This window comes from Agrobacterium sp. CG160-95 (assembly GCF_053521725.1).
On the sequence record NZ_JBNWDU010000002.1, the window covers coordinates 17,621 to 42,702 of the forward strand.

Genomic DNA, 25,082 nt, shown 5'->3' on the forward strand with positions numbered 1-25,082 from the left:
TTCCGCGAATCATAGTCAAGAGTCTTGGCATCGAATTTTTCGGTGAGCGATTTTCTTTTGCCTTGTGAAAGGTGAAAGACATGGACAGCACATGTGTAACGACGCCCTTTGGGCGGCGAGCGATGTCGTTTGGCGTCCTCGCAACTCAGTTTGCCGCGCAGAAAAACAAAAAGACCGAGGCGGTCGATAAATGGAAACTCTACCGTTCGGTCTGTGAAGCCAGACCATTGCTCGGCGTGACCGATCGTTCTCTCGCGGTCTTGAACGCCCTTCTGAGTTTTTATCCGAAAAATGAACTCTCCAGCGAAGCCGGATTGGTCGTCTTTCCGTCGAATACGCAATTGTCATTGCGAGCACATGGAATGGCAGAACAGACATTGCGCCGCCATCTCTCGGCTCTCGTCGAGGCCGGTCTCATCATCCGCAAGGATAGTCCAAACGGAAAACGCTACGCCCGTAAGCACAGGGGCGGGGAAATCAGCGAAGCCTATGGTTTTTCGCTGGCACCGCTTCTCGCCCGCAAATCGGAAATCGAGGAACTCGCCGAACGCATCGTTCGCGAGCGGCTCGACCTTCAGCGGCTTCGTGAAAACATCAGCCTGTGCCGCCGCGATATCCATAAGCTTTGCGAAATGATAGCCGCCAGCGGTGAAGTCGTAACGTCAGAAGGATTCCAGGCGCGCTACAATGCCATTGCCCGGTCTCTCGGCCGTAATTCAAAGCCTGTCGAACTCAAGGAAATCGCCGGATTTTTGGTCTCCCTGCGTGCAGAAGTGACCAACTATCTGGAAAATATTGAAAATTCGGAGAAATCGGGCGGCAATGACTGCCAAAATGAGCGCCTCATAAAGAATTCAGAATCCGAATCTATATCTAAACCGCAAAATTTGCGTGAACCGGTAATCGTCGCACCTGCCGACACGACAGTCGTACAGCCAGAATACGCCGTACCCGTCAGTGCAAAGCCGTCATCGCAACAGCCAAAGCCTGTTCTTCATAAGCAATTTTTTGTTCCTGATATTGTTTTGGTTGTGAAGGCTTGCCCGGATATTTCCCTCTATGCACCCGGAGGAGCAGTGACTGGATGGCGTGATCTGGAAGTGGCGACATCAGTCATCAAAACCATGTTCAACGTTAGCCAGTCGGCCTACCAGGACGCCCTCACCACTTTCGGTCGACAGGGAACAGCGGCGATTCTTGCCTGCCTGCTGCAAAAGGCGGACCAGATCAGCTCGCTGGGCGGATATCTGCGCAATCTCACCCGTAAGGCCCATGAGGGCGGGTTTGATCTTCAGGCCATGCTTCTGGCGCAACTGCGGGGTCGAACTGACGGGATAGAGAGAAGCATGGCCGTATGAGCTCTTGAGGACGGACAGAAAATGGCGTCGGCTTGCCGAATTCCCAGTCTGCAGCTACATTGACGCTGTTTCTGCAAGACTCCGAAGATTCGCTGTGAGGCTGCCAGTGTTTACGAACAGACTGTGCTGGCAGGGGTCCCTATGGTTAATGCAAAGTAATGAAAGTTAAGCCTTGATTGACTTTCGTTTGAGTTATTCCATGATTGGTTTCAATCGGTTGAGTCCGGGTATCTTTTAGCGGTAGTGCGATGATACGGGCAGGAAAAGCGCGATTTTTATGCGTTTCTTGCCTGACTAGACCGGGGTAATGCCGAGATTTCGATATGGCACGATGTTGGAACTGAACCTTCCTTAAGATCGTGCGTTTCCCTATCTATGTTGGAAGGGGGGCGGTGAGCCTATGGTTTTTCCAGACGATATCGAGCTGGCTGTCGCTGTTTACATGGCAGACATTGCCTTGCCTCGACATACCGCCATCGAAAAGCTCTTGAAGGCGGGACTTGAAGAAGCCGGTTATTTGACCGGAGGTGAGGGGCGGCCGCCGGAAATTATCGACGGGCAACCAAGTTCGGACTATGTGCAATATCGCACATATCTGGACGAGGACAGCTGAAAGACGGCTGGAACCAAACCGGGCGAAGGCTGTTTATGGCGCAGTCAATTGTGACAGGATGTGCCGATGTTCTCCAAGTCCCTCTTTATCGCGACAATTGTCATCTCCGCGACGAGCCACCCGATATTTGCTCAGCCATTAGAGGTCAGCATATTGGAACCGACCAAGACCCGTAGCGCCGAATTCTCGCCTGGGGCGACCGCATCGAATTATATTACCGATGTCTCCGGCAAGACAGTGCGTCTGGTAGGACCGCGTTTTTACCCCGACAATGCGCGGGCGCTGCAGTTTCCCGGCCGGGACTCGAATGTTAATTCTTCGGATGAAGCGCAACGCTAACGCGATCGCAATAATTCATATTGACGAACAGGGGCAGAATGGGAACCGAAAGCGAAACGTCCGGGCAGAAACCGGATGCGCAAACCTGGATCAAACAGGACGGGCACGAAGCAGAAAAGGCGACCTTTCCTGAACTGTTCTTCGATCTGGTTTTCGTTTTCGCGCTCATTCAGCTTTCCCATGCGCTAGCAAAGGACTTCGGACCGACAGCGGCGCTTGAGGCGGGCATACTGATATTGTCACTTTGGTGGTTGTGGATACACACCACCTGGATCACCAACCTGCTGAATACCGAAAAGGAGCCTGTCCGGATTCTGCTTTTCGTCCTGATGTTCGGCGGGGTTCTTTTGGCCATCGCGCTGCCGGAGGCTTTTGCGGAACAGGGTTTCGTGTTTGCCCTTATCTACAGTGCCATGCAGGTGGGACGGAGCCTGTTTGCACTTTATGCCTTTAAGGGAGAGGACAGGCAGTCTTTTCTGGTTTTTGTGCGCGTGACGATCTGGCTAGTCGTATCGAGCCTGTTCTGGATGGCTGGTGGGCTTGTCGATCTGACGGATCGAATCCTCCTGTGGGGTATAGCGCTCGCGATAGAATATGCCGGACCCGCTTGTCGTTATGTCGTCCCGGGATTGAAAGCAAGCGATGCGGACAAGCTGCATCTCTCCGGCGAGCATCTTGCGGAGCGCTGTGCGCTTTTCGTCATCATCTGTCTCGGGGAAACGATCCTAACCACCGGCCGCACGGCCACGGAATATATGAATTCTGGCCTCACATTCATCGTCTTTTGTTCGGCCTTCGTCAGCACCGTCACAATGTGGTGGATCTATTTCCATCACGGGCAGGAAGAGGCCTCCAGAAAGGCCGAACATGCCGACGAGAAAGCGAAGATTGCCCAGAATCTTTTCAACTACGGACATTTGCCTATCGTGGCCGGCATCATCCTTACGGCAGTTGGAGAGGATTTCAGCCTGTCCCATGCCCATGAAGGGACGACGATGAGGGAGTCACTCGCCATTCTTGGCGGCCCGATCCTGTTTCTAGCCGGTAATATCGGCGTCAAGATTGCTGCCACCTATCAGCGGCCGATCTCGCATTTTGCCGGAGTAGCGGCGCTCTGCCTGCTTCTGCCGGTGCCGGGCGTGCCGCTTTTTGCGCTGCAACTGGCAAGCACGGGGATTTTGCTGCTGGTGGCGCTGTGGGAATATCTGGCGCTGAAAAAATCAGTCACCAACGCCTAAGCAGTGGCGAAATCGCGTGCCCTGTCGTTCCACAGCCGCAGGCTGCGGGCATAGGCCTCTTCGAAAGGCAGAACCATATCATTGACCAGCATCAGGGCAATGGCAGCGGTGGAGACGATGATGGTTTCCGCTCTCTCGTCTCTGGCCGCCCCCGTCCAGACGGCGCGCCAATATTCGAAGGTGGTGAACATGGTCGGCATTTCGGCCGGTGGCGTTTCGCGGGCGGGAATGACGAACTCGACATCTTCGCCCTTGGAAAGACCGAAGATCCGGGTGCTGCGGAATGGAGTAAATTGCGCGAAATCCCGCGTATTGCCGAGAATGGCAAGGCTCTCGACGGAAAGCAGCCGCGCCGTATCGCGATGAAGCTCCTGATAGGAGGGGCGGGCGACGCCGATAATGGTGCTTCTGGCGCGAAGCGGATTGAGAAGATGCACGACCGTATTGAGCGGCAGGCGCATTTCCAGAATGCCGTGCAGGCCAAGTAGGCTCTGAAACTGTAACGATAGTCCACCGATCGGCAGATAGGCGATCCCTTGCGAAGCCGTGGCCTTGGCCGCCTGCGAAAGTGAATGGCAGAGCGGTATGCCGCAGGCTTCAGCGGCGAGTTCGAGCTTACCGCCATTTTCTCCCTGGCCCACATGGCCGTGTAACAAGACGCTATATCCCGCCATGGAAACGAGACGCGCGGAATGCAGGAACCAGGGTGCATCGCGATGTTTGGGCGACATATAGGCCGGCCAGTCGAGATCGACCGATGCGGGCGCTTGCTGGTCTCTTTTTATATGGCCCCACATGGCTTCGATAAAACCGGCAAGCTCTGCCGCGGTCACACCGCGATATTGCATGGTCGCAAGCAGCGCTCCTATCTGTATGGGATCTGCATCGCCTTCGAGAATGATCGAAAGCGCGTCCATCGCCTCTTGCTGGCTGAGCGGGCGGCTGTTGCCGATGCCCATCGCCGAGGTCGCTATATATTTGGCGAGCCTGTGCTGCGGATCGGCATTGTGGCCGATGCGAGCAAGGCGGTCCGCTATATTTTCCGGTGTCGGCTGACCTTCCAGAAGAACGCTGGGGCGCAGCGAAAGAGGCGGCGCCTTCATCAGCACCGGCCGTTCCCAGCCGCTAACATTGGCGGCGGTGGGAGCTGCCGCTTTTTCCTGTGAATAATCGATCAGGTTTTCCGCCTCCGCCGCCAGCGAACGAATGCGCAGCCGCATGGTCTCGGCAAAGGGGGTGGGTCGCAAACCCTGGCCGGTGCGTAAGAACAGCTGGTCGCCGTATTTCTCGCGCAGCTGCTGTAGTATCCGGCTCATCGATGATGTCGGCAGTCCCATGCCTGCCGCTGCGCGGCTGACGCTTCCTTCCCGCAACAACGCATCGAACGCGACAAGTAGTTTCAGCTGACCAAGCCTGTCGGGCTTTGTCGGGGAAGCTGGTTCTTCTTTTCTCTTGCCGGTTGTCATCTTGCTGTTTTTTTACCCCGCCCCCGATTAGAGGGGGCCTTTTTGCAATTTCTGGAATTTAGAACTGTTCGAAAACAAACGCGTTGCGCCAGACCTCCCTCCTAAATAAGTGGGGGTAAATTCTCAAGTTAAATGCGGGGGCGTAACATGGAATTGAAGTACCGCGGGCAGGATATAGCCGCGACGATAATAAAGGCTGGCATTTCCGTCGCCATGGCGGGAACGGCGCTCAGCGTTGCCTTGCCTGCTGTCGCGCAGCAGGCGACCGACGGAACCACCGTTCTTCAGCAGATCGTGGTGACCGCGTCCGGCTTCGAGCAGAATGTAAAGGATGCTCCGGCCAGCATCACGGTCGTGACGCGAGAAGATCTGGAAAAGGGGTCTTACCGCGATCTGACAGACGCCTTGCGCGAAGTTCAGGGCGTGTCTGTCACCGGCATTGCCAATGAGAAGGATATTTTCATTCGCGGATTGCCCGGCGCTTACACGTTGATCCTAGTTGACGGTAAGAGGCAGAGCACGCGCGATGCCCGTACCAATGGTAATTCCGGCTTCGAACAGAGTTTCGTGCCGCCGGTTTCGGCGATCGAACGCATCGAGGTCGTGCGCGGCCCGATGTCCTCTCTTTACGGTTCCGATGCCATGGGCGGCGTCATCAACATCATCACCCGCAAGGTTGGCGATGTCTGGTCTGGCTCCGTCACCAGCGAGGGTACGGTTCAGCAACATTCAAAATTCGGTAATAGCGGTCAGGTGTCCTGGTATGCCAATGGGCCGATCCTGAAGGACCGGCTGGGGCTGCAGATCTGGGGCAGGGGCTTCACGCGCGGCGAAGACCGCATATTGAATGGTACGACGGGCGCGAAGGAATATGATTTCAATGGACGTTTGACCTTCACGCCGAATGAGGATCACGACATCTATCTCGAGGCTGGCAAAGCACGGTTGCGCCGCGATGCCAAGTCCGGCGAGACGCTGGCAGCCAATGCAGACGGCACCTACAACACCAATACGCGCGACCATTGGTCATTGTCGCATACCGGCCGGTGGGGACCGACCACGTCTGAATTCTCCTTCCAGCAGGAATGGGCCGAGCGCACCAACTTCACCAGAAACTTTCGCACGGGACGCGTCACTGAAAATCCGCGCTCGCCGGAGGTTCGCAATAGCGTTCTCGACGGCAAGTTCACCACGCCGTTCGAACTGTTCGGCAACCATACGCTCGTCACCGGCGGTCAATATTTCGAGGCACAGCTGAAGGACCAGAATCCGGGACGCCGTACCGGTCGCGACGAAACTTTCTCGGCGACGCAATGGGCGCTCTTCGTCGAGGATGAATGGCGCATCGTCGATAGCTTTGCGCTGACGGGCGGCCTTCGTCTGGATAACCATGAAAAATATGGCAATCATTTCAGCCCGCGCCTTTACGGCGTCTGGAGCGCAACCGACGATCTTACGATCAAGGGCGGCATTTCAACAGGTTTCCGCGCACCGGAAATCCGCCAGATCGCACCGGGTTACGCCTATACGACTGGCGGCGGTGGGTGCACCTATGCCTCGAACGGTACCTGCGGCGTGATCATCGGCGATCCGGGTCTGGAGGCGGAAAAAAGCACGAGTTATGAATTGGCAGCACTCTGGGACAATGGTGATGTTGCCCTCGGTGCCACTTATTTCTACACAGATTTCAAGGACAAGATTTCTAACGCGCTCGTGCTCAATCCGGATGGTACGCCTGCCCGCTGGAGCGAAGATAGCAATTATCGCCTCTGGTACAATTACAATATCGACGACGCGGTCATTCAGGGCATAGAACTGACGGCAGCATGGTATGCGACGCCGGAACTGACATTGCGCGGCAACTATACCTATACGCATTCCGAACAGAAGACGGGCGATTACGAGGGTTTTCCGCTGGCGCGGACGCCGGAGCACATGGCCAATCTGAGAGGCGAATGGGTCACCCCGGTGGACGGGCTGGAAGCCTGGGCCTCGGTGAATTATCACGGATCGGAAATCAATGCGGGTCCGCGCATCGGTACGAACGGCAAACCGGTTACGATCAACGGCAAGGCCGGGCGTAAATATGACGCTTACACCACCCTCGACATCGGGGCGAAATATGCGGTGGCCGAAAATGTCGATCTCAACGCGGCGGTTTACAATGTATTCGACAAGGAAGTCGGCGCTGACGATTTCAACACGGTCATGGAAGGCCGCCGCTTCTGGATCAGCATGACCGCCAAATTCTGATCCGCGATATTTAAGAATTCAGAGGCGCCCGATTGGCGCCTCTTTTTGCCATCCATCCTATTGACCTCAACTATGGTTGAGGAATTATACCGGCTGCTCTCTAGTGTGTTTCCGCGGTTTTCAGAGCGGAGGCCGTTCAGAAAACGGAGCCGGCATGGAAAATACCATCTTTAAACACAGCCTGACGGTTGGGGAGGTTGCGCGTCGTAGTGGCGTCGCCGTTTCCACCATCCATTTTTACGAGGCGAAGGGATTGATCGAAGGCTGGCGCACCAGCGGGAACCAGCGTCGTTATCATCGCGCCGTCCTGCGGCGCATTGCCATTATCCGCATTGCGCAGCGAGCAGGTATCCAGCTCAGCATCATCAGGGACGCCTTGGCGGATTTGCCGCAGGACAGGGTGGCGACAACGGCTGACTGGCGCGTGTTCTCGCAGTCCTGGCGGGAAATGCTGCAGCTTCGTATCAACAACCTGATTATGCTGCGCGACCAGCTTACCGGCTGTATCGGTTGCGGTTGCCTCTCACTTGATGATTGTCCCTTACGCAATCCGAACGATGTTCTGGCCGATGCCGGCGCGGGCCCGCGCCGTCTCGTATCCGTCAAATGAGCAAGGTTTCCGGCTAGCCGCTTTAAAAGCAATTGTTCCTACTCGACGTCGGCCGGAACCCAGACACTGACGCTGCCGCCATTGGTGGAAAACAGACCCTTACCATGCTCGTCAAGGGTGATCTGTTCGTGACGGTGACCAAGGAAATCGCGCCATACAGCTCCCGCCTGCTCAGGGCCGAGATCTATCTGTTTTTCCGCCGCCTCGCCGTTCGACATCACCACAACGCAGCCCGGCTCATCGGCGGTACCGTGGCGAATAAACGCAATGCAGCTCGGATCGTCGAAAATATCCGTCTGGGCACCGTTGGAAAAGCGGCTGCGTGCCTCGATAAGCTTCGGAAGGCATTCGATAGCCGGCATGACGATCTCATGGTCGTTGCCGTCATTGCCGGTGTCTGTATACGTCGTACCGAAAAGATCGGGATAAAAGACGCAAGGCACACCGTCTTCGCGCAGCAGAATGATCGCATAGGCCAGAGGCTTGAACCAGGGTTCTACCGGCGCTTCCAGAGATTGAAGCGGCTGCGTGTCGTGGTTGTCGACAAGGGTGACGGCGTGATCTGGAACAGCGGAAAGCAGCGAACCATCGAAGATAGTGCGCATGTCGAAATCGCCGCCCTGCTTGGAAGCGTCATGGAAGCGGTGGTGAAGGGCGACATCGAAGAGCATCAGCTGCTTGTCGACCAGATCGAGATAGCTTTTCAGCGCGTCTATATCGGGGTGCCAGTATTCCGCCACAACGAAGAGGTCGGGATTAATCGTGTCGCGCATATGGCCTACCCAGTCGCGGAAGAACCATGCCGGAATATGTTTGGCCGCATCCAGACGGAAACCATCCACCTGCACCTGTTCGGCAAGCCACCGGCCCCAATATTTCAGTTCCTCATAGACAGCCCTGTTTCGGAATTCGACATCCGCGCCCATGAGATAATCGAAGTTGCCGTTTTCCTCGTCGACCTCCTCATTCCATTCGCCGTCGCCATATTCGTTGACGAGACGGAAAATGCCGTCCTCATCAGGCTCTTCGATGTGGTCGACGCCGCTGAAGCACTTCAGGTCCCAGATGAATTTGGAATGCGTGCCGTTTCGGCCGGGAAAGGTGAAGCGCGTATAGGCGTGCGCCTCGAAATCCTCGTCCTCTATCTCGGTGCGGTCATCGGGATTGACGCGGCGAACCCGCACCTTCTCCCGTTCATCCGCGCCCATCTTGTGATTAAGAACCACGTCGTGAATGACGCGGATGCCGTTTTCCTTCAGCGTCCGACCAGCCTGTTCGAGGGCAGCGCGATCACCGTATTTGGTCGCGACTGTTCCCTTCTGGTCGAATTCGCCAAGGTCGAAGAGATCATAGGTATCGTAACCTACCGAAAAACCGCCCGCAGAACCCTTGTAGGCCGGCGGTAGCCAGACGTCGGTAATACCCATTCGGGCAAGGCTTTCCGCCTTTTCGGCCACCTCGCTCCATAATTTCCCTCCGTCCGGATAGTACCAATGGAAGAATTGAAGCAAGGTGCGTCCGGCCATATTTCCCTCATGATGGTTAGCAGGTCGCGCCATAAACGGCCCGGCGGCGAAAGGGTTCCGCCACCGTATTGACCAAACTTCGATTGTGAGGGGACCACCTTCCCTGATGGGTCCGGTGGCCTGGTCTATGCGTTATTCCGCAATTTCGAGAAGTGCCGCGCCCGCCTGAAGATAGTCGCCTTCCTTGACGATCAGGCGGACCTTGCCGGCCTTCGTCGCCACGATTTGCGTTTCCATTTTCATGGCTTCCATGACGGCCAGAAGATCGCCTTTGGAAACAGTTTCGCCATCGGTCACCTTGAACGATTGCAAGGTGCCGGAAACGGGAGCGATAATTTCACCTTCCTTCTCCTTGACCGACGCGCCGGGGGCAGCGGCATTGCCGCCGCTGACAGCGCCGAGGCCGGAGAGCAGCAGGTTCGGCAGGCCGACAGAAACACGCTTGCCGTCGATTTCCAGAAAGGTGCGCGTGATGGAAGGGTCTTCAGCCGGTGCAGGACGTTCCATGGCGTCAGGCATGGCGGCGAAATCGGTCTCGATCCAGCGGGTATGAACCTTGAAACCGTCGGTGCCGATGAAGTCGTCCGTCTCGATTGCGGCGCGATGGAACGGCAGAACCGTGGCAATGCCTTCGATACGGAATTCTTTCAGCGCGCGGCGCGCGCGGCGCAGAACCTGATCGCGGTCGGTACCCGTAACGATGAGCTTCGCCATCAGCGAGTCGAATACGCCAGGCACGCTGGAGCCGCTGACGACGCCGCTATCCATACGGATGCCGGGGCCGGAAGGAGCATCGAAAATCGAGATCGTGCCGGGTGTTGGCAGGAATCCTCGGCCGGGATCTTCGGCATTGATGCGGAATTCCATAGAGTGGCCGCGCGGTTCCGGCGTTTCAACCACCCGCAGGGTGTGGCCCTCGGCGATGCGGAACTGCTCGATGACGAGATCGATACCGGTGGTTTCCTCGGTAACGGGATGTTCCACCTGCAGGCGCGTATTGACCTCCAGGAAAGAAATCGTGCCATCAACGCCGAGCAGGAATTCGACGGTGCCGGCACCGGAATAGCCCGCGGCGGCACAGATCGCCTTTGCCGCGTCGTGGATTTTTTGTCGCTGTTCGGCAGACAGGAACGGGGCCGGAGCCTCCTCTATCAGCTTCTGGTTCCGACGTTGCAGCGAGCAATCGCGGGTGCCCAGCACCAGCACATTGCCGTGCTTGTCGGCCAAAACCTGCGCCTCGATATGGCGGGGCCGGTCGAGGAAGCGTTCGAGAAAGCACTCGCCGCGACCGAAAGCGGCGGTCGCTTCGCGAACGGCGGATTCGTAGAGATCGGCGATCTCTTCCATCTTCCATGCGACCTTCAGGCCGCGCCCACCACCGCCATGCGCCGCCTTGATGGCGACGGGCAGGCCGTATTCTTCGGCAAAAGCGGTGACTTCGGCGGCGGTAGAGACGGGGCCGTCACTGCCGGCGACCAGCGGCGCGCCGACGCTGGTGGCGATGCGCCGCGCTTCCACTTTATCGCCCAGCGCTTCAATGACATGTGGGTCGGGGCCGATCCAGCTAAGGCCGGCATCGATAACCGCCTGCGCAAATTCGGCGCGTTCGGACAAAAAGCCGTAACCGGGATGCACGGCATCCGCGCCGGCGCGTTTGGCAATCGCGATCAGCTTGGCGATATCGAGATAGGTTTCGGCGGGGCGGACGCCTTCCAGCGCATAGGCCTCATCCGCCAACCGAACGAATAGCGCATCCTGATCGGGATCGGCATAAACGGCAACCGATTGCAGGCCGTAATCACGGCATGCGCGGATGATCCGCACCGCGATCTCGCCGCGATTGGCAATCAGCACTTTTTTCATCGCTATTCTCCCTACAGACTTTTAGCCGCCGCGATTTCGGCAAAAGGGCCGATCGGGCGGAACTTGATTTTGGCATTGACGGGGATTTGCCCCGCAAGATCGAGATGGTATTCCGCGACCGCGCCGATGACGGGATAGCCGCCGGTCAACGGGTGGTCGGCAAGGAAGAGAACGGGCTGACCGCTATGGGGAATCTGGATTGCTCCGGTGGCCGTGCCTTCGCTCGGCAATTCGGCACTGTCCCTGCGCTCCATCGGCACTTCGCCGGCAAGGCGGATGCCGACGCGGTTCGATTGCGGCGTGACCTGCCAGAGCTGGCCGGTCAGCGTATCGAGGCCCTTTTGCGTGAACCAGTCGGTACGCGGTCCAAGAACCACGTCGAGCATCACAATATCGCCGGTTGCCGGCGGATCGAAGGCCGGAGCCTCGTCGACAGACACGCTGGAAAGTCCTGTCTTTTCGCCCTTCAGCGGCAGAGTAGTGCCCGCAGTCACGCTTTCTGGACCGACTACGGCGAGCGTATCCGTCGCATAGCTGCCCAGCACGGGCTCGACATCGAACCCGCCACGCACAGCAAGATAACAGCGCATGCCCTTCGGCGGCTGACCCAAGGTTACGATATCGCCGGGTTCGAGAGACACGGGAACATGGGGTTGTGCGGTGAAACTGCGATCTGCGGTCTTGACGGTGATGGGGCAGGGCGCGCCCGCAATGCCGATGACGGCGCGGCTCGTGCTTTTGAAGGAAAAGCCGCCGAGCGTCAGCTCGAGACACGGCGAGTTAACGGGATTGCCGACGATACGGTTGGCGGCGTTAAACGCGCCACGATCCAGTGCGCCGGAGGCGGAGACGCCCTGTCCGGTTTGGCCGAAGCGGCCGAGATTCTGAAAAATGGCGGGCATGGGGGCCGCGAGCACCTCGAAATGCGGGCCTTCTCTTGTCATCTCAGGGCGGGCGGTGCGCGGCGCTGAGGTGGGAACATCAACCGTTCTTCCGGCCTTGTCCATATCGAAGAAACGCACGCGATAACCCGGCTGGAAAAGCGCGCCGGGATCACGGTCTATATCCCACATCTTCACCGGTGTGGTGCCGATGATCTGCCAGCCGCCGGGGCTGTTTTGCGGATAGACGCCGCTGAAGGCGCCAGCCAGCGCCACCGAACCCGCCGGAATGCGGGTACGCGGGCTTTGCCGGCGCGGCACGTGAAGAGCCGTATCGCCGCCAACCAGATAACCGAAGCCGGGCGCGAAACCGCAGAAGGCCACGGTGAATTCGCTTTCGGTATGGCGGCGGATGACTTCTTCGATGCTCATGCCGGTCAGTTCGGCAACGTCGGCCAGATCTTCGCCGTTATAATGGACGGGGATTTCCACCAGATTGTCCGAGGGCGCGATTTTTGCGGAGAGATCGCGGCTGGAAAGCCGTGCAACCAGCGCCTCTGCGCCAATCTTTTCGGGGCGGAAACGGATCATCAGGGTGCGGGCAGCCGGAACCGTTTCGTCGATGCCCTCAATCGGATCGTTCTGAAGCGAGGCGAACAGCGCCAGCGTTTCATCGAGATCGGCAAGTTCGACGAGAATGGTGGTGAGGCTGACGGGGAGAAAACGCATCATATCCTCACGCGTGATAGGCAGAATCGGGAATGTCGGTGATGAACATGTGCCCGGGCGCATGGGTAATCGCGAACGGCACGCCGGACGCCATGACTGCAGCCTGAGGCGTCACGCCGCAGGCCCAGAAAACTGGAACCTCGCCGGGTTCGATCCGCACCGCATCACCGAAATCCGGCTTCGCGAGATCCGATATGCCGATTTCTTCCGGCGCGCCGACATGCACGGGCGCACCGTGAACCGCCGGAAAACGTCCTGAAATTGTCGCGGCATCGGCCACGCGCGAAGCCGGGATCGGTCGCATGGAAACGACCATGTTGCCCTTAAATCGGCCGGCCGGCCGGCAGGGGCGGTTGGTCAGATACATCGGAACGTTGCTTTTGTCGGTCATGTGACGGATTTCGATACCCGCTTCGACCATCGGCGTTTCAAAGGTAAAGCTGCAACCGATCAGGAAAGCGACGAGATCGTCACGCTCTGCCCATGCGGCGGTCGCATCCGCCGTTTCCTCGGCAAGTTTGCCGTCCCGCCAGATACGGTAAAGCGGTAGGTCGGTCCTGAGATCGGCACCGGGGGCAAGAAGCGTGGTTGGTGAGCCGGGATCTGAAACATCGAGCACCGGGCAGGGCTTGGGATTACGCTGCGCATAAAGCAGGAAATCGAAGGCCCAGTCGCGCGGCAGCACGATCATGTTGGCCTGCGTGAAACCGGGAGCGATGCCGGAGGTCGGTGCAACGAGGCCGCCACGATAATCGGCGCGGGCCGTCCGGGCGGCATCCGCATTGGTGTGGCTCAGAAAGGATAAGGGTATCGTCATTGGTCGCCCTTTTAGAGAATGGATGCAAAAGAGCGGATTTCGATGCCCTCGGCTTCGAAACGGCGGCGGATTTCCTGGGCGATCGCCACCGCGCCGGGGCTGTCGCCATGCACGCAGATGGATTGTGCTTCGATCTTGATGCTGCTGCCGTCGATGGCTTCGAGTGTTCCTTCGCGGGCAAGTTGCACCATCCGGTCGGCGATTTTGGCAGCGTCGTGCAGTACGGCGCCCGCCTCGCGGCGCGAGACGAGTTGGCCTTCTGGCGTATAGGCGCGGTCAGCGAAGGCTTCCCCGACGACGGCAAGGCCTGCCTTGCGGGCGAGATCGAGGATGGGCGCATTGGCAAGGCCCATCAGCACCAGCGAGGTATCGACGGCCTTTATACCGTCGATGACCGCTTGTCCCTGTTTCGCGTCATTGGCGATGCGGTTGTAAAGCGCGCCATGCGGCTTCACGTAACGCACCGTGGTTCCGGCAGCGGCGGCGACACCCTTCAGTGCACCGATCTGGTAGATGACATCGGCGATCAGCTCTTCGGAGGTCGCATCCAGATCGCGGCGGCCAAAGCCGACGCGGTCCGGGTAGGAAACATGGGCGCCGACGACCACGCCTTTTTCGGCAGCGGCCTTAACGGTGCGGTAAATCCCGGCCGGGTCACCTGCGTGAAATCCGCAGGCGATATTGGCGCTGGAAACGATGGCAAGCATCGCCTCGTCATCTCCCATGCGCCACGCGCCGTAACTTTCGCCAAGATCGCTGTTGAGATCGATAGCGGCCATGTTTGCCTCCCTTTAGAGCATTTCCAGCAAAAATGCGTAGCGGTTTTGCGTCGGGAAAATGCGTAATAACAAATATATAGAGCGTTTCCGGTTTTCTCCGAAATGCGGAAACGCTGTAGTTTTTACAGGCCGAGCAGGCCGAAAATGGTGCCGGCGGACTTGTAGCCCATGTACCACGTCAATGCGCATGTCAGAACGCCAAGCCCGAGCAGAATGCGCGAGTAGCGGTGGCCGCCCATCAGGTCTTCGCGCTTCCATGCGGCAAACAGGAAGATGCTGAGGCCGATGGGCAGGATAAGACCGTTCAGGCCGCCAACGAAGACCAGCATGGCGGCGGGCGGCGTCGTGATGAGCAGGTAGCAGACGAGCGAGACAGCGATGAAGATGACCGTCGCCATGTTGCGGGCGCGTTCCGTCATATCCTGCTTGAACACGGGCAGGAACGAGACGGAGGTATACGCCGCGCCGATGACGCTTGTGATGGCCGCAGCCCAGAAGATGATGCCGAATAGGCGGAAGCCGAGATCGCCCGCGGCCGACCGGAAAGCCTGTGCGGCGGGATTGGCGGCCTGGCCCGATGTATCGATGACGACGCCGCTGGCGACAACGCCGAGAATGGCGAGGAACAGCACGTAACGCATGATGCCGGTGACAGCGATGCCGGTCAGAGCGGCGCGGTTGACGGCGGGCAGGTTTTCAATGCCGACCATTCCCCGGTCCAGCAGGCGGTGCGCGCCGGAATAGGTGATGTAGCCGCCAACGGTGCCGCCGACGATGGTGGTGATGGTCGCGAAATTGATTGTGTCCGGCAGGAAGGTCTGGCGGAAGGCATCACCGACCGGCGGCGCGGATACGAATGCAACGTAGAGCGTCAGCACGATCATCAGGATACCGGCGAAAATGATGAACCGGTCGACGGCGAGGCCAGCCCGTTTGGAAACGAAGATGGCGATGGAAAAGATTGCGCTGATGGCGCCGCCGATTTTCGGATCGAGCCCGAAGATGGCGTTCAGGCCGAGGCCTGTGCCGCCAATATTGCCGATATTAAAGAAAAGGCCGCCGATGATGACGAGAATGGCGAGAAGATAGCCGGAGCCCGGAATGGCAGCATTGGCGATGTCGGACGCACGCATGCGCGTCAGCGTTACGATGCGCCAGATGTTGAGCTGAACGACGAAGTCTATGAGGATGGAAGCAAGAATGCCGAAGGCGAATGCGGCACCAAGCTGCATGGTGAATGTCGCCGTCTGCGTGATGAAGCCGGGACCGATGGCAGATGTTGCCATCAGGAAGATTGCTCCCAGAAGAGATGCACGTTTTGACATTTTGAGATCGGCAGTCGGGGTGAGCTTTTTCTGCTCCATGGATTTTCTCCGCTCCTGTCGCAATCCGCCCCTCGCGGATGCTTTATGCCACCGATCTTGTCTTGTTCCGTGAGATTGTCAATATTGTTCAACAATAAATGATAATCGTTCTTTTATTTTGTCTATTTGTTGGACGTTATGAGTATGAATTCATCACGTTTTTTTGGCGCTTTGCTGAAGCTTTGTGCTATGGGCAATCATGCCGTGTCCGAACATGCCTGTCACGGAATTCCCAACGTTGCATTGCTCTTAAGGAAAGCGCCATGACGGAAACGATAGAGGGTCTGCCGCTTGCGGATCGATTGGCAAAGGGTATTCGCACCCTGCTGATCTCCGGTGAACTGATGCCGGGCCAGCGTCTTTCGGAAGCAGCCTTCAGCGAACGTTTCGAGGTCTCCCGCAATTCGCTGCGTGAAGCCTTTCGTCTCCTGACCAAGGATGGTCTGCTGCGTCACGAGGCCAATCGCGGCGTTTTTGTCGCCGTTCCCACCCTGGCTTCGGTGATTGATATTTACAGGGTGCGGCGCATGGTGGAATGCGGGGCGCTGCGTCAGGCCTGGCACAAGCACCCGGCCATCCGGACAATGCGCACGGCGGTCGATGATGCCAGGATAAAGCGCGACCAGGCAGACTGGTTAGGCGTGGGCAGCGCCAACATGAAGTTTCACGCCGCCGTGGTCGACCTTCTCGACAGCGCTCGTCTCAGCGATTTTTACGAGCGAATCGCCGCTGAGCTCAGGCTTTGTTTCGGCCTGCTGAAAGACCCGGAGCAGCTACATTCCCCCTTTGTGGACATGAACAGCAAGATCCTGTCGCTGATGGAAGAGGGCAAGGCGGCTGAGGCCGGTGACGAGATGGAAATCTATCTCAATCTTTCCGAGCGGACGGTTTTGAAGGCGCTCGAACGGGCGTCCTGAGAAATCAGGCGGAGCGGGTTGAAAACGTCCCTTTCACGTCCGCTCCATTTTTATATCGGCGCCTGATTGCCAAGTTTGTTGCGGTGCGTCATCAATGCCGACATGACGCTTCGCGACCTCACCATTCTCGTTATAGACGAAAACGCGATCCGCGCCTCGATCATCGAGGAGGGGCTGCGCGAAGCCGGGTATAATCGCGTGACGCTCATCCATGAGGTGCACGGCGTGGCTCGGACCATCGAGACGCTGCAGCCCGATGTCATCTTCATCGATCTTGAGAATCCCAACCGCGACATGATGGAGCATCTGTTTCAGTTGACACGCACGGTCGGCCGGCCGATCGCCATGTTTGTCGACCGCTCCGATACCGCGTCCATCGAGGCGGCCGTTGAGGCCGGTGTTTCCGCCTATGTCGTTGACGGGCTGAAGAAAGAACGCGTCAAACCCATCCTCGATATGGCGGTCAGCCGCTTCAACGCTTTCAGCCGTCTGCGACAGGAACTTGCCGAAGCAAAATCGGCGCTTGAGGAGCGCAAGGTCATCGAGCGCGCCAAAGGCATTTTGATGAAAATGCGTGGCCTGTCCGAAGAGGAGGCTTTTGCGCTTCTGCGGCAAACGGCGATGAACGAGAAAAAGAAAATATCCGAGATCGCGCAAAGCGTGGTCACCGCGGCCGGTCTGTTGATGTAACGAACCCGCCGGCAGGACAGTCGAGGAGTGTATGATATGGCGGCACAGGAAAAAACGGCCGGTTCAAAAGCGGGCGCGCCGGCAATTGTTGGCAGCGACCGGCAAAAAATCCTGCGGGCAGGTTTTATTCCTCTTGTCGATGCGTCCGTCCTCATTGCTGCGGCGGAATTCGGCTTTGCCGAGCGCGAAGGCCTGACGCTCGATCTCGTCAAGGATGTTTCCTGGGCGAATGTGCGCGACCGGCTGGCATTCCGGCAATTCGACATTGCCCATATGCTGTCGCCGATGCCCGTTGCCTCCATGCTCGGACTCGGCTCGAACCCTTCGCCGACGATCACGCCGTTTTCACTTGGGCGCGGCGGCAATGCGATAACGCTTTCGACGCGGCTTTTTGCCCGGGTGAGGGCGTTGACGGGGCTTTCCGAAACGGCGGGGGCGCTGGAAAATGCGAAGGCCTTAAAGCAGGTGCTGGATGACATGCGAGCGCGGGGCGAAGCTACACCGACGCTCGGCATGACCTACCCGTTTTCCTCGCACAATTACGAATTTCGCTATTGGCTCGCCGCTGGTGGCATTCATCCCGATCACGACGTCAAACTGGTGGTCGTACCACCGCCATTGACGTCGGATGCATTGGCGGCGGGCGCCATCGATGGTTTCTGTGTCGGTGCGCCGTGGAACATCGTTGCCGCCGAGCGCGGTGTGGGCAGGATCGTCGCTGCCAAGCAGGATTTGTGGCCGTCTGCGCCGGAAAAAGTGATCGGGATGCGGCCTGAATGGGCCGAAAGCCAGCAGGAAACGGTCAGCCGGCTGCTGATGGCGCTCGATGCCGCCGCGCGTTGGTGCGACCTTGCGGAAAATCACGATGATCTGAGCAGGACACTTGCCGATCCGCGTTATATCGGTGCGCCGCAAAGCATCATCCGCCATGTGCTTGCCGGTGAATTCAACATCGACAGCCAGGGCAACCGCCGGGTCATCGACAAATATTTCCTCTTCCACGGCGGCCATGCCAATTATCCGCGCCAGAGCCAGGCACTGTGGATTTACAGCCAGATGATCCGCTGGGGGCAGACGGAGTTTTCGCAAGGTGGTGTGGAGGCCACCCTGTCCGCTTACCGTCCAGATATTTATCGGGCGGCACTGGGCGATGCCAATGCGCCCGATGATGCCGATATTCGAGTCGAAGGGCAGGAGGCGGGTGACCGGTTCGTGGACGGTTTTGTTTTCGATCCCGCAGACATTGCTGGATATGTGAATGGCTTTTCCGTGCGCAGTTCTGCCCCGTTTTCCATCTCCCAAGGCGAGGCCTGACAGCCGTCGGCCGGGCAAGCTGCGCAAATTTCAAGCGCAGAATTTATCCATTTGCGCAAACCATAGACAAAATTCCTACTGATTAAAATTTAATCGTCCGATTCAATCTCGGAAATTCCGTTTTTTTTCCAAGGCGATAGCTTCCACAAGTAAAACTGGCACGCCTCTTGCGTCTTCGTCTTTGCACTGGTCAACGGCGATCGGGGCGAGCAGGGCGCGGCATAAGCGCTTTCACAGACATAGACGTCGCAAGGTTTTGCTGCCCGGAACATTTACCGTTCCGAAGGCGCAAACACCGAGCGGCGTTTTTTTATTTTCAGGTTTTTTCGCAAGCGAACGCGCCATCCATGCGGTGGTCCAATAAGGGGAAGATGCGAATGAAAAAGATATTCTCGGGCGATGTCAGCCGCCGCACCATACTGAGGACGACAGCCGCCGCAGCCCTTGTTACCGCCGTGCGCACCGCTTTTCCGTCAGGCGCTTTCGCAGCCACGGCTGAGCCGGAAGTGAAGGGCGCGAAAATCGGCTTCATCGCGCTGACCGACGCCGCCCCGCTTATCATCGCGGCGGAAAAGGGACTGTTCGCCAAGCATGGCATGCCGGATGTCGAGGTTCTCAAACAGGCATCCTGGGGTGCGACACGTGACAATCTCGTGCTCGGCGGCGCATCGAACGGCATTGATGGCGCGCATATCCTGACCCCGATGCCCTATCTCATGCATACCGGCAAGGTGACGCAGAACAACGTGCCTGTGCCGATGGCGCTTATCGCCCGCCTCAACCTCGACAGCCAGGGTATTTCCGTCGCCAAGGAATATGCTGAAACCGGCGTTCAGCTCGACGCGTCCAAGCTGAAGGCAGCTTTCGAGAAGAAGAAGGCAGAAGGCAAGGAAATCAAGGCTGCCATGACATTTCCCGGCGGCACGCATGATCTGTGGATCCGCTATTGGCTGGCCGCCGGCGGCATCGACCCGGACAAGGACGTCTCCACCATCGTCGTTCCGCCGCCGCAGATGGTCGCCAACATGAAGGTCGGCAATATGGACGTCTTCTGTGTGGGCGAACCCTGGAACGAGCAACTCGTCAATCAGGGCATCGGCTTCACTGCCTGTACCACCGGGGAACTCTGGAAAGGGCATCCCGAGAAGGCGCTCGGCATGCGCGCCGACTGGGTGGAAAAGAACCCCAACGCCACCAAGGCATTGCTGATGGCCGTGATGGAGGCCCAGCAATGGTGCGATGAGATGGCGAACAAGGAGGAGATGTCCACGATCCTCGGCAAGCGCCAATGGTTCAACGTGCCACCGAAGGACGTTCTTGGCCGCCTCAAGGGCAATATCAATTACGGCAACGGCCGCGTGCTGGAAAATACCGGTCTGCAGATGAAGTTCTGGCAGGATCACGCGTCCTATCCCTTCCGCAGCCACGACAGCTGGTTCATCACGGAAAACATCCGCTGGGGTAAATTTGCACCCGATACGGACGTGAAGGCGCTGGTTGCCAAGGTCAACCGCGAGGACATCTGGCGCGACGCTGCAAAGGATCTCGGTGTTGCCGATATTCCCGCCTCCACGTCGCGCGGCAAGGAAACCTTCTTCGACGGCAAGGTCTTCGACCCGGAAAACCCGTCGGCCTATCTCGAAAGTCTTTCCATCAAGGCAGCCTCCTGAGGAGGAGACACGGGTGTCGCCCCTCCTCTGCCGGGTTGCCATTTAATGATGGACACCAAAGGCCGGATGAGGGGCGAGACCCTGACCGCAACCGAAATCCAAAGGAAACGCTATGTCCGCATTGGCTCGAAATTTCAAGGAACAGCCGCAGCAACCGGTGGTACAAAAGGCAAACGTCGTGACCCTTCCGCCCAAACATCCCTCGCGGTTCAATCTGCGTAAACTGGGTGCTGCGGCGGCCCGCAATATCATACCGCCATTTGTCGTCCTCGCCGTTCTGCTGGGCGTCTGGCAAATGCTCTGTTCCGCCCCCGGCTCGTCCCTGCCGCCGCCAAGCCAGGTATTCGAGGAAAGCTACGATCTCATCGTATCGCCGTTCTTCCATAATGGTTCGCAGGATATCGGCCTCGGCTTGCGCGTGCTGGTCTCGCTGGAGCGTGTGGCATACGGTTTCGGCCTTGCGGCTATCGCCGGCATCATTCTCGGTGCGGTCATCGGCCAGTCGGTCTGGGCCATGCGCGGCCTAGACCCGATTTTTCAGGTCCTGCGCACCGTGCCGCCGCTCGCCTGGCTGCCGCTTTCACTTGCCGCCTTTCAGGACAGCAATCCGTCGGCCATTTTCGTGATCTTCATCACCTCCATCTGGCCCGTCATCATCAATACGGCGGTCGGCGTGCGCAACATTCCGCAGGATTATCGCAACGTTGCGAAGGTGCTGCGGCTCAACCAGATCGAATTCTTCTTCAAGATCATGCTGCCGTCGGCCGCCCCCTACATCTTCACCGGCCTGCGCATAGGCATCGGCCTCTCCTGGCTCGCCATCGTGGCGGCGGAAATGCTGACCGGCGGCGTCGGTATCGGCTTCTTCATCTGGGATGCGTGGAACTCCTCGCGCCTGCCCGACATCATCGTGGCACTCGCTTACATCGGCGTTGTCGGCTTCATGCTCGACAAGCTGGTAGCGGCGCTCGGCAAGGTCATCACCCGCGGCGCTGCGGCCAACTAAAAGGGCGACCATCATGAACGCTTATCTGAAACTCGATCATATCGACAAATATTTCGACAAGGGCGGTTCGCGCGCCGAGGTGCTGACAGGCATCAACCTGACCATCGGCAAGGGCGAATTCGTCTCGGTCATCGGGCATTCCGGCTGCGGCAAGTCCACCATGCTCAACCTCATCGCCGGGCTGACCAAAGTCTCAGCAGGCGTCGTGCTTCTGGAAAACCGCGAGGTCAACGAACCTGGCCCGGAACGCGCCGTCGTCTTCCAGAACCACAGCCTGCTCCCCTGGCTTTCGGTTTATGAAAACGTCAACTTGGCCGTCGCGAAAGTCTTCAGCAGTACCAAGACCAAAGCGGAACGCCACGACTGGGTCATGCGCAATCTGGATCTCGTGCAGATGGCCCATGCCAAGGACAAGAAACCGTCTGAAATTTCCGGCGGCATGAAACAGCGCGTCGGCATTGCCCGGGCGCTCGCCATGGAGCCGAAAATCCTGCTGCTGGACGAGCCTTTCGGCGCACTGGATGCGCTGACGCGCGCCCACCTTCAGGACGCCGTGATGGAAATCCACGCCCGGCTTGGCAACACCATGGTCATGATCACCCACGATGTGGATGAGGCGGTGCTGCTGTCCGACCGTATCGTGATGATGACCAACGGTCCCGCCGCCCATATCGGCGAAGTGCTTGACGTGCCGCTGCCGCGCCCGCGCAACCGCATCGAGCTTGCATCCGACAAGACCTACCTCAAATGCCGCGAGGCCGTGCTGAAGTTCCTTTACGAACGTCACCGCTTCGTCGAAGCTGCGGAGTAACCACCATGGCGCAAAAACTCGTCATCATCGGCAATGGCATGGCGCCGGGGCGCATGCTGGAAAACCTTTTCGAAACCGCCCCCGGCCTCTACGACGTCACCATTTTCAACGCCGAGCCGCGCGTCAATTACGACCGCATCATGCTCTCGCCAGTACTCTCAGGCGAAAAGAGCTATGAGGATATCGTCATCCACAATGACGAATGGTACGCGGCCAACAATGTGACGCTGCACAAGGGCGCCAAGGTCACCGGCATCGACCGCGACAACAAGACCGTAACCAGCGAAAACGGCATCACCGTTTCCTACGACAGGCTGGTGATCGCCACCGGTTCCCTGCCCTTCATCATTCCCGTCCCTGGTCATCAATTGCCGGGCGTTCTCGCCTATCGCGATCTCGACGATGTCACGAAGATGCTTGAAATCTCCGAAGGCAAGGGTCGCGCCATCGTCATCGGCGCCGGCCTTCTGGGTCTGGAAGCAGCTTATGGGCTGAAGCGCCAGGGAATGGACGTCACCGTCATCCATCTGATGCCGACGATCATGGAGCGGCAGCTCGATCCGGCAGCGGCTTATCTTCTGGAAAAGGCGCTGAACGAGCGCGGCATCGACATCATCACCAAGGCCAATACCAAATGCATTCTCGGCGCGGAGAAGGTTGAAGGCATCGAGCTGGAAGACGGCCGCGTCATTAAAGGCGACATGGTGGTGATGGCGGTCGGCATCCGTCCCGCCTCGGGTCTCGCCAAGGAAGCCGGCATCGCCGTCAATCGCGGCATCGTCGTGGATGATGGCATGATGACGTCGGATGCCTCGATATATGCGCTTGGCGAATGCGCCGAGCATCGCGGCATGTGCTACGGGCTGGTCGCGCCGCTTTATGAATCTGCGCGGGTGCTGGCGGACCGTCTTTGCGGCGGTTCAGCCGAGTATCATGGTTCGGTCACCAATACCAAACTGAAGGTCACCGGCATCAACCTGTTTTCCGCCGGCGATTTTGCCGAGGGCGACGACCGCGAGGAAATCGTGCTGCGCGATGCCACCGCCGGTGTCTACAAGCGCCTGATCCTCAAGGAAAATCGCATCATCGGCGCGGTTCTTTACGGCGAGACGGCGGATGGTTCGTGGTTCTTCGACCTGATGAAGAAATCGACCGACATTTCCGCCATGCGCGAAACCCTGATCTTCGGCCAGGCCTATCAGGGAGGGTCCCCGCTGGACCCTATGGCGGCCGTTGCAGCCTTGCCGGATGATGCGGAAATCTGCGGCTGCAACGGCGTCTGCAAGGGCAAGATCACCTCGGTCATCACCTCGAAGGGGCTGACCTCGCTGGATGATGTGCGCGCCCATACCAAGGCATCCGCCTCCTGCGGCAATTGCACCGGCCTTGTCGAACAGCTCATGACGCTGACGCTTGGCGACAGCTACAATCCCGCTGCCGTGCAGCCCATGTGCAAATGCACAGATCTCGGCCACGATGATGTGCGCCGTCTCATCAAGGCCAAGAGCCTGAAGACCATTCCCGCCGTGATGCAGGAACTGGAATGGAAGACCTCCTGCGGCTGCGCCAAGTGCAGACCGGCGCTCAACTACTATCTCGTTTGCGATTTTCCCGACGAATATGCCGACGACTACCAGTCGCGTTATATCAATGAGCGCGTCCATGCCAATATCCAGAAGGACGGCACCTATTCCGTCGTTCCGCGCATGTGGGGCGGCGTCACATCTTCCTCCGAACTGCGGGCGATTGCGGATGTGGTCGACAAGTTCGAAATCCCGATGGTGAAGGTGACAGGCGGGCAACGCATCGATCTTCTCGGCATCGAGAAGGAGGATTTGCCGGCGGTCTGGGCCGATCTCGGCAAGGCCGGTTTCATTTCCGGCCAGGCCTATGCCAAGGGGCTTCGCACCGTGAAGACCTGCGTTGGAGAACAATGGTGCCGCTTCGGCACGCAGGATTCCACCGGCCTCGGCATCCGCATCGAAAAATTCATGTGGGGCTCATGGACGCCCGCGAAGCTGAAGCTTGCCGTTTCCGGCTGTCCGCGAAACTGCGCTGAGGCGACATGCAAGGATATCGGCGTCATCTGCGTCGATTCCGGTTTCGAAATCCACTTCGCCGGTGCCGCCGGTCTCGATATCAAGGGTACGGAAGTGCTGGGCCTCGTCCCTACCGAGGATGAGGCGCTGGAGCATATCGTGGCGTTGACCCAGATGTACCGCGAGCAGGCGCGCTACCTCGAGCGCATCTATAAATGGGCCAAGCGCATCGGTTACGACGAAGTCCGCCGCCAGATCATGGACGATGCCGACAAGCGCCGGGCCTATTTTGACCGCTTCGTCTTCAGCCAGAAATTCGCGCAGGTCGATCCCTGGTCGGAACGTGTGTCCGGCCACGACAAGCACGAATTCAGGCCGATGGCGGCAATCGGTTTCAACGAGGCAGCGGAGTGAGAACGATGGACAGCAACTGGATCGATATTGGCGACATTTCCGACATTCCGCTGCGCGGCGCGCGCTGCGTGAAAACGCCTATGGGCAAGATCGCCGTATTTCGCACGGCTGACAATCAGGTCTTCGCCATCGAGGATCATTGCCCGCACAAAGGCGGCCCGCTGTCTCAGGGCATCGTGCACGGGGCTTCGGTGACATGTCCTTTGCACAATTGGGTCATTTCGCTGGAGACCGGCAAGGCGTTGGGGGCGGATGAGGGTGAGGTGAGGACCATTCCTCTCCGCAATCTCGACGGGCGGCTTTCGATTGCGCTCGAAACTTTGATGATTGCGGCGGAGTGATATCAGATGTTGGCGACGATACTCCCCTCTGTCCTGCCGGACAT

The 25,082-nt window shown here is 58.4% G+C and carries 21 protein-coding genes; 14 read left to right on the forward strand and 7 right to left on the reverse strand.

The window, feature by feature from the left end; all coding sequences use genetic code 11:
* Nucleotides 1–80 precede the first annotated feature (80 nt).
* The 4 genes from repC to ACQZ63_RS06795 all read left to right on the forward strand — a co-directional run bounded on the left by repC (nucleotide 81) and on the right by ACQZ63_RS06795 (nucleotide 3,548).
* A complete protein-coding gene (gene repC, locus ACQZ63_RS06780; RefSeq protein WP_112200820.1) occupies nucleotides 81–1,358 on the forward strand; it encodes a plasmid replication protein RepC in 1,278 nt (425 codons plus the stop codon).
* Between the two features lie 400 nt (nucleotides 1,359–1,758).
* Nucleotides 1,759–1,971 (forward strand): hypothetical protein, encoded by a 213-nt coding sequence (locus ACQZ63_RS06785; protein ID WP_113472810.1) that lies wholly within the window; start codon nucleotides 1,759–1,761, stop codon nucleotides 1,969–1,971.
* Between the two features lie 66 nt (nucleotides 1,972–2,037).
* The gene (locus ACQZ63_RS06790) at nucleotides 2,038–2,310 is read left to right on the forward strand and encodes a hypothetical protein (protein WP_025595298.1); all 273 of its coding nucleotides are present in this window, start codon (nucleotides 2,038–2,040) and stop codon (nucleotides 2,308–2,310) included.
* A gap of 38 nt (nucleotides 2,311–2,348) precedes the next feature.
* Nucleotides 2,349–3,548: a low temperature requirement protein A gene (locus ACQZ63_RS06795; RefSeq protein WP_035199801.1), complete on the forward strand. Its 1,200-nt coding sequence runs from the start codon at nucleotides 2,349–2,351 to the stop codon at nucleotides 3,546–3,548.
* Here the strand turns inward: ACQZ63_RS06795 and ACQZ63_RS06800 are convergent.
* Entirely contained in the window at nucleotides 3,545–5,014 is a 1,470-nt protein-coding gene (locus ACQZ63_RS06800; RefSeq protein WP_035199798.1) for a glycosyl transferase family protein, read from the reverse strand. The genes ACQZ63_RS06795 and ACQZ63_RS06800 overlap by 4 nt on opposite strands.
* A gap of 147 nt (nucleotides 5,015–5,161) precedes the next feature.
* Here ACQZ63_RS06800 and ACQZ63_RS06805 point away from each other — a divergent pair, with 147 nt between their 5' ends.
* Both ACQZ63_RS06805 and soxR read left to right on the forward strand, forming a co-directional pair.
* Nucleotides 5,162–7,267, forward strand: coding sequence for a TonB-dependent receptor plug domain-containing protein (locus tag ACQZ63_RS06805; protein WP_035199795.1), 2,106 nt, complete (start codon nucleotides 5,162–5,164; stop codon nucleotides 7,265–7,267).
* 154 nt (nucleotides 7,268–7,421) lie between these two features.
* Nucleotides 7,422–7,877 (forward strand): redox-sensitive transcriptional activator SoxR, encoded by a 456-nt coding sequence (gene soxR, locus ACQZ63_RS06810; RefSeq protein WP_013761951.1) that lies wholly within the window; start codon nucleotides 7,422–7,424, stop codon nucleotides 7,875–7,877.
* Between the two features lie 38 nt (nucleotides 7,878–7,915).
* Here soxR and amyA read toward each other — a convergent pair whose 3' ends face one another.
* The 6 genes from amyA to ACQZ63_RS06840 all read right to left on the reverse strand — a co-directional run bounded on the left by amyA (nucleotide 7,916) and on the right by ACQZ63_RS06840 (nucleotide 15,836).
* Complete coding sequence (amyA, locus tag ACQZ63_RS06815) at nucleotides 7,916–9,403, reverse strand: alpha-amylase (RefSeq protein ID WP_113555463.1); 1,488 nt, start codon at nucleotides 9,401–9,403, stop codon at nucleotides 7,916–7,918.
* 132 nt (nucleotides 9,404–9,535) lie between these two features.
* Nucleotides 9,536–11,266 carry an acetyl/propionyl/methylcrotonyl-CoA carboxylase subunit alpha gene (locus ACQZ63_RS06820; RefSeq protein WP_065662392.1) on the reverse strand — a complete coding sequence of 577 codons (1,731 nt, stop codon included), beginning with the start codon at nucleotides 11,264–11,266 and terminating at the stop codon, nucleotides 9,536–9,538.
* An 11-nt stretch (nucleotides 11,267–11,277) separates the two neighbouring features.
* A complete protein-coding gene (locus tag ACQZ63_RS06825; RefSeq protein WP_113555462.1) occupies nucleotides 11,278–12,876 on the reverse strand; it encodes a 5-oxoprolinase/urea amidolyase family protein in 1,599 nt (532 codons plus the stop codon).
* 7 nt (nucleotides 12,877–12,883) lie between these two features.
* Complete coding sequence (locus ACQZ63_RS06830; protein ID WP_003511619.1) at nucleotides 12,884–13,693, reverse strand: putative hydro-lyase; 810 nt, start codon at nucleotides 13,691–13,693, stop codon at nucleotides 12,884–12,886.
* Between the two features lie 11 nt (nucleotides 13,694–13,704).
* Complete coding sequence (locus ACQZ63_RS06835) at nucleotides 13,705–14,472, reverse strand: 5-oxoprolinase subunit PxpA (protein WP_113555461.1); 768 nt, start codon at nucleotides 14,470–14,472, stop codon at nucleotides 13,705–13,707.
* Nucleotides 14,473–14,594: 122 nt separating this feature from the next.
* Nucleotides 14,595–15,836, reverse strand: coding sequence for an NRAMP family divalent metal transporter (locus ACQZ63_RS06840; protein WP_003511614.1), 1,242 nt, complete (start codon nucleotides 15,834–15,836; stop codon nucleotides 14,595–14,597).
* 263 nt (nucleotides 15,837–16,099) lie between these two features.
* On the opposite strand from ACQZ63_RS06840, the gene ACQZ63_RS06845 reads away from it, so the two are divergent.
* The 8 genes from ACQZ63_RS06845 to nirD all read left to right on the forward strand — a co-directional run bounded on the left by ACQZ63_RS06845 (nucleotide 16,100) and on the right by nirD (nucleotide 25,038).
* Entirely contained in the window at nucleotides 16,100–16,753 is a 654-nt protein-coding gene (locus tag ACQZ63_RS06845) for a GntR family transcriptional regulator (protein ID WP_003511611.1), read from the forward strand.
* Between the two features lie 102 nt (nucleotides 16,754–16,855).
* Nucleotides 16,856–17,443: an ANTAR domain-containing response regulator gene (locus tag ACQZ63_RS06850; RefSeq protein WP_003511609.1), complete on the forward strand. Its 588-nt coding sequence runs from the start codon at nucleotides 16,856–16,858 to the stop codon at nucleotides 17,441–17,443.
* A 36-nt stretch (nucleotides 17,444–17,479) separates the two neighbouring features.
* Nucleotides 17,480–18,757, forward strand: a complete 1,278-nt coding sequence (locus ACQZ63_RS06855) for a CmpA/NrtA family ABC transporter substrate-binding protein (RefSeq protein ID WP_113555460.1) — start codon at nucleotides 17,480–17,482, stop codon at nucleotides 18,755–18,757.
* A gap of 377 nt (nucleotides 18,758–19,134) precedes the next feature.
* The gene (locus tag ACQZ63_RS06860) at nucleotides 19,135–20,427 is read left to right on the forward strand and encodes a CmpA/NrtA family ABC transporter substrate-binding protein (RefSeq protein WP_113555459.1); all 1,293 of its coding nucleotides are present in this window, start codon (nucleotides 19,135–19,137) and stop codon (nucleotides 20,425–20,427) included.
* A 112-nt stretch (nucleotides 20,428–20,539) separates the two neighbouring features.
* Nucleotides 20,540–21,433 (forward strand): nitrate ABC transporter permease, encoded by an 894-nt coding sequence (gene ntrB, locus ACQZ63_RS06865; RefSeq protein ID WP_003511597.1) that lies wholly within the window; start codon nucleotides 20,540–20,542, stop codon nucleotides 21,431–21,433.
* A 13-nt stretch (nucleotides 21,434–21,446) separates the two neighbouring features.
* Nucleotides 21,447–22,244, forward strand: a complete 798-nt coding sequence (locus ACQZ63_RS06870) for an ABC transporter ATP-binding protein (protein WP_113555458.1) — start codon at nucleotides 21,447–21,449, stop codon at nucleotides 22,242–22,244.
* Between the two features lie 5 nt (nucleotides 22,245–22,249).
* Nucleotides 22,250–24,697: a nitrite reductase large subunit NirB gene (gene nirB / locus ACQZ63_RS06875; RefSeq protein ID WP_113555457.1), complete on the forward strand. Its 2,448-nt coding sequence runs from the start codon at nucleotides 22,250–22,252 to the stop codon at nucleotides 24,695–24,697.
* A gap of 5 nt (nucleotides 24,698–24,702) precedes the next feature.
* On the forward strand, nucleotides 24,703–25,038 hold the full coding sequence (gene nirD / locus ACQZ63_RS06880) for a nitrite reductase small subunit NirD (protein WP_065704499.1): 336 nt from the start codon (nucleotides 24,703–24,705) through the stop codon (nucleotides 25,036–25,038).
* Nucleotides 25,039–25,082 lie beyond the last annotated feature (44 nt).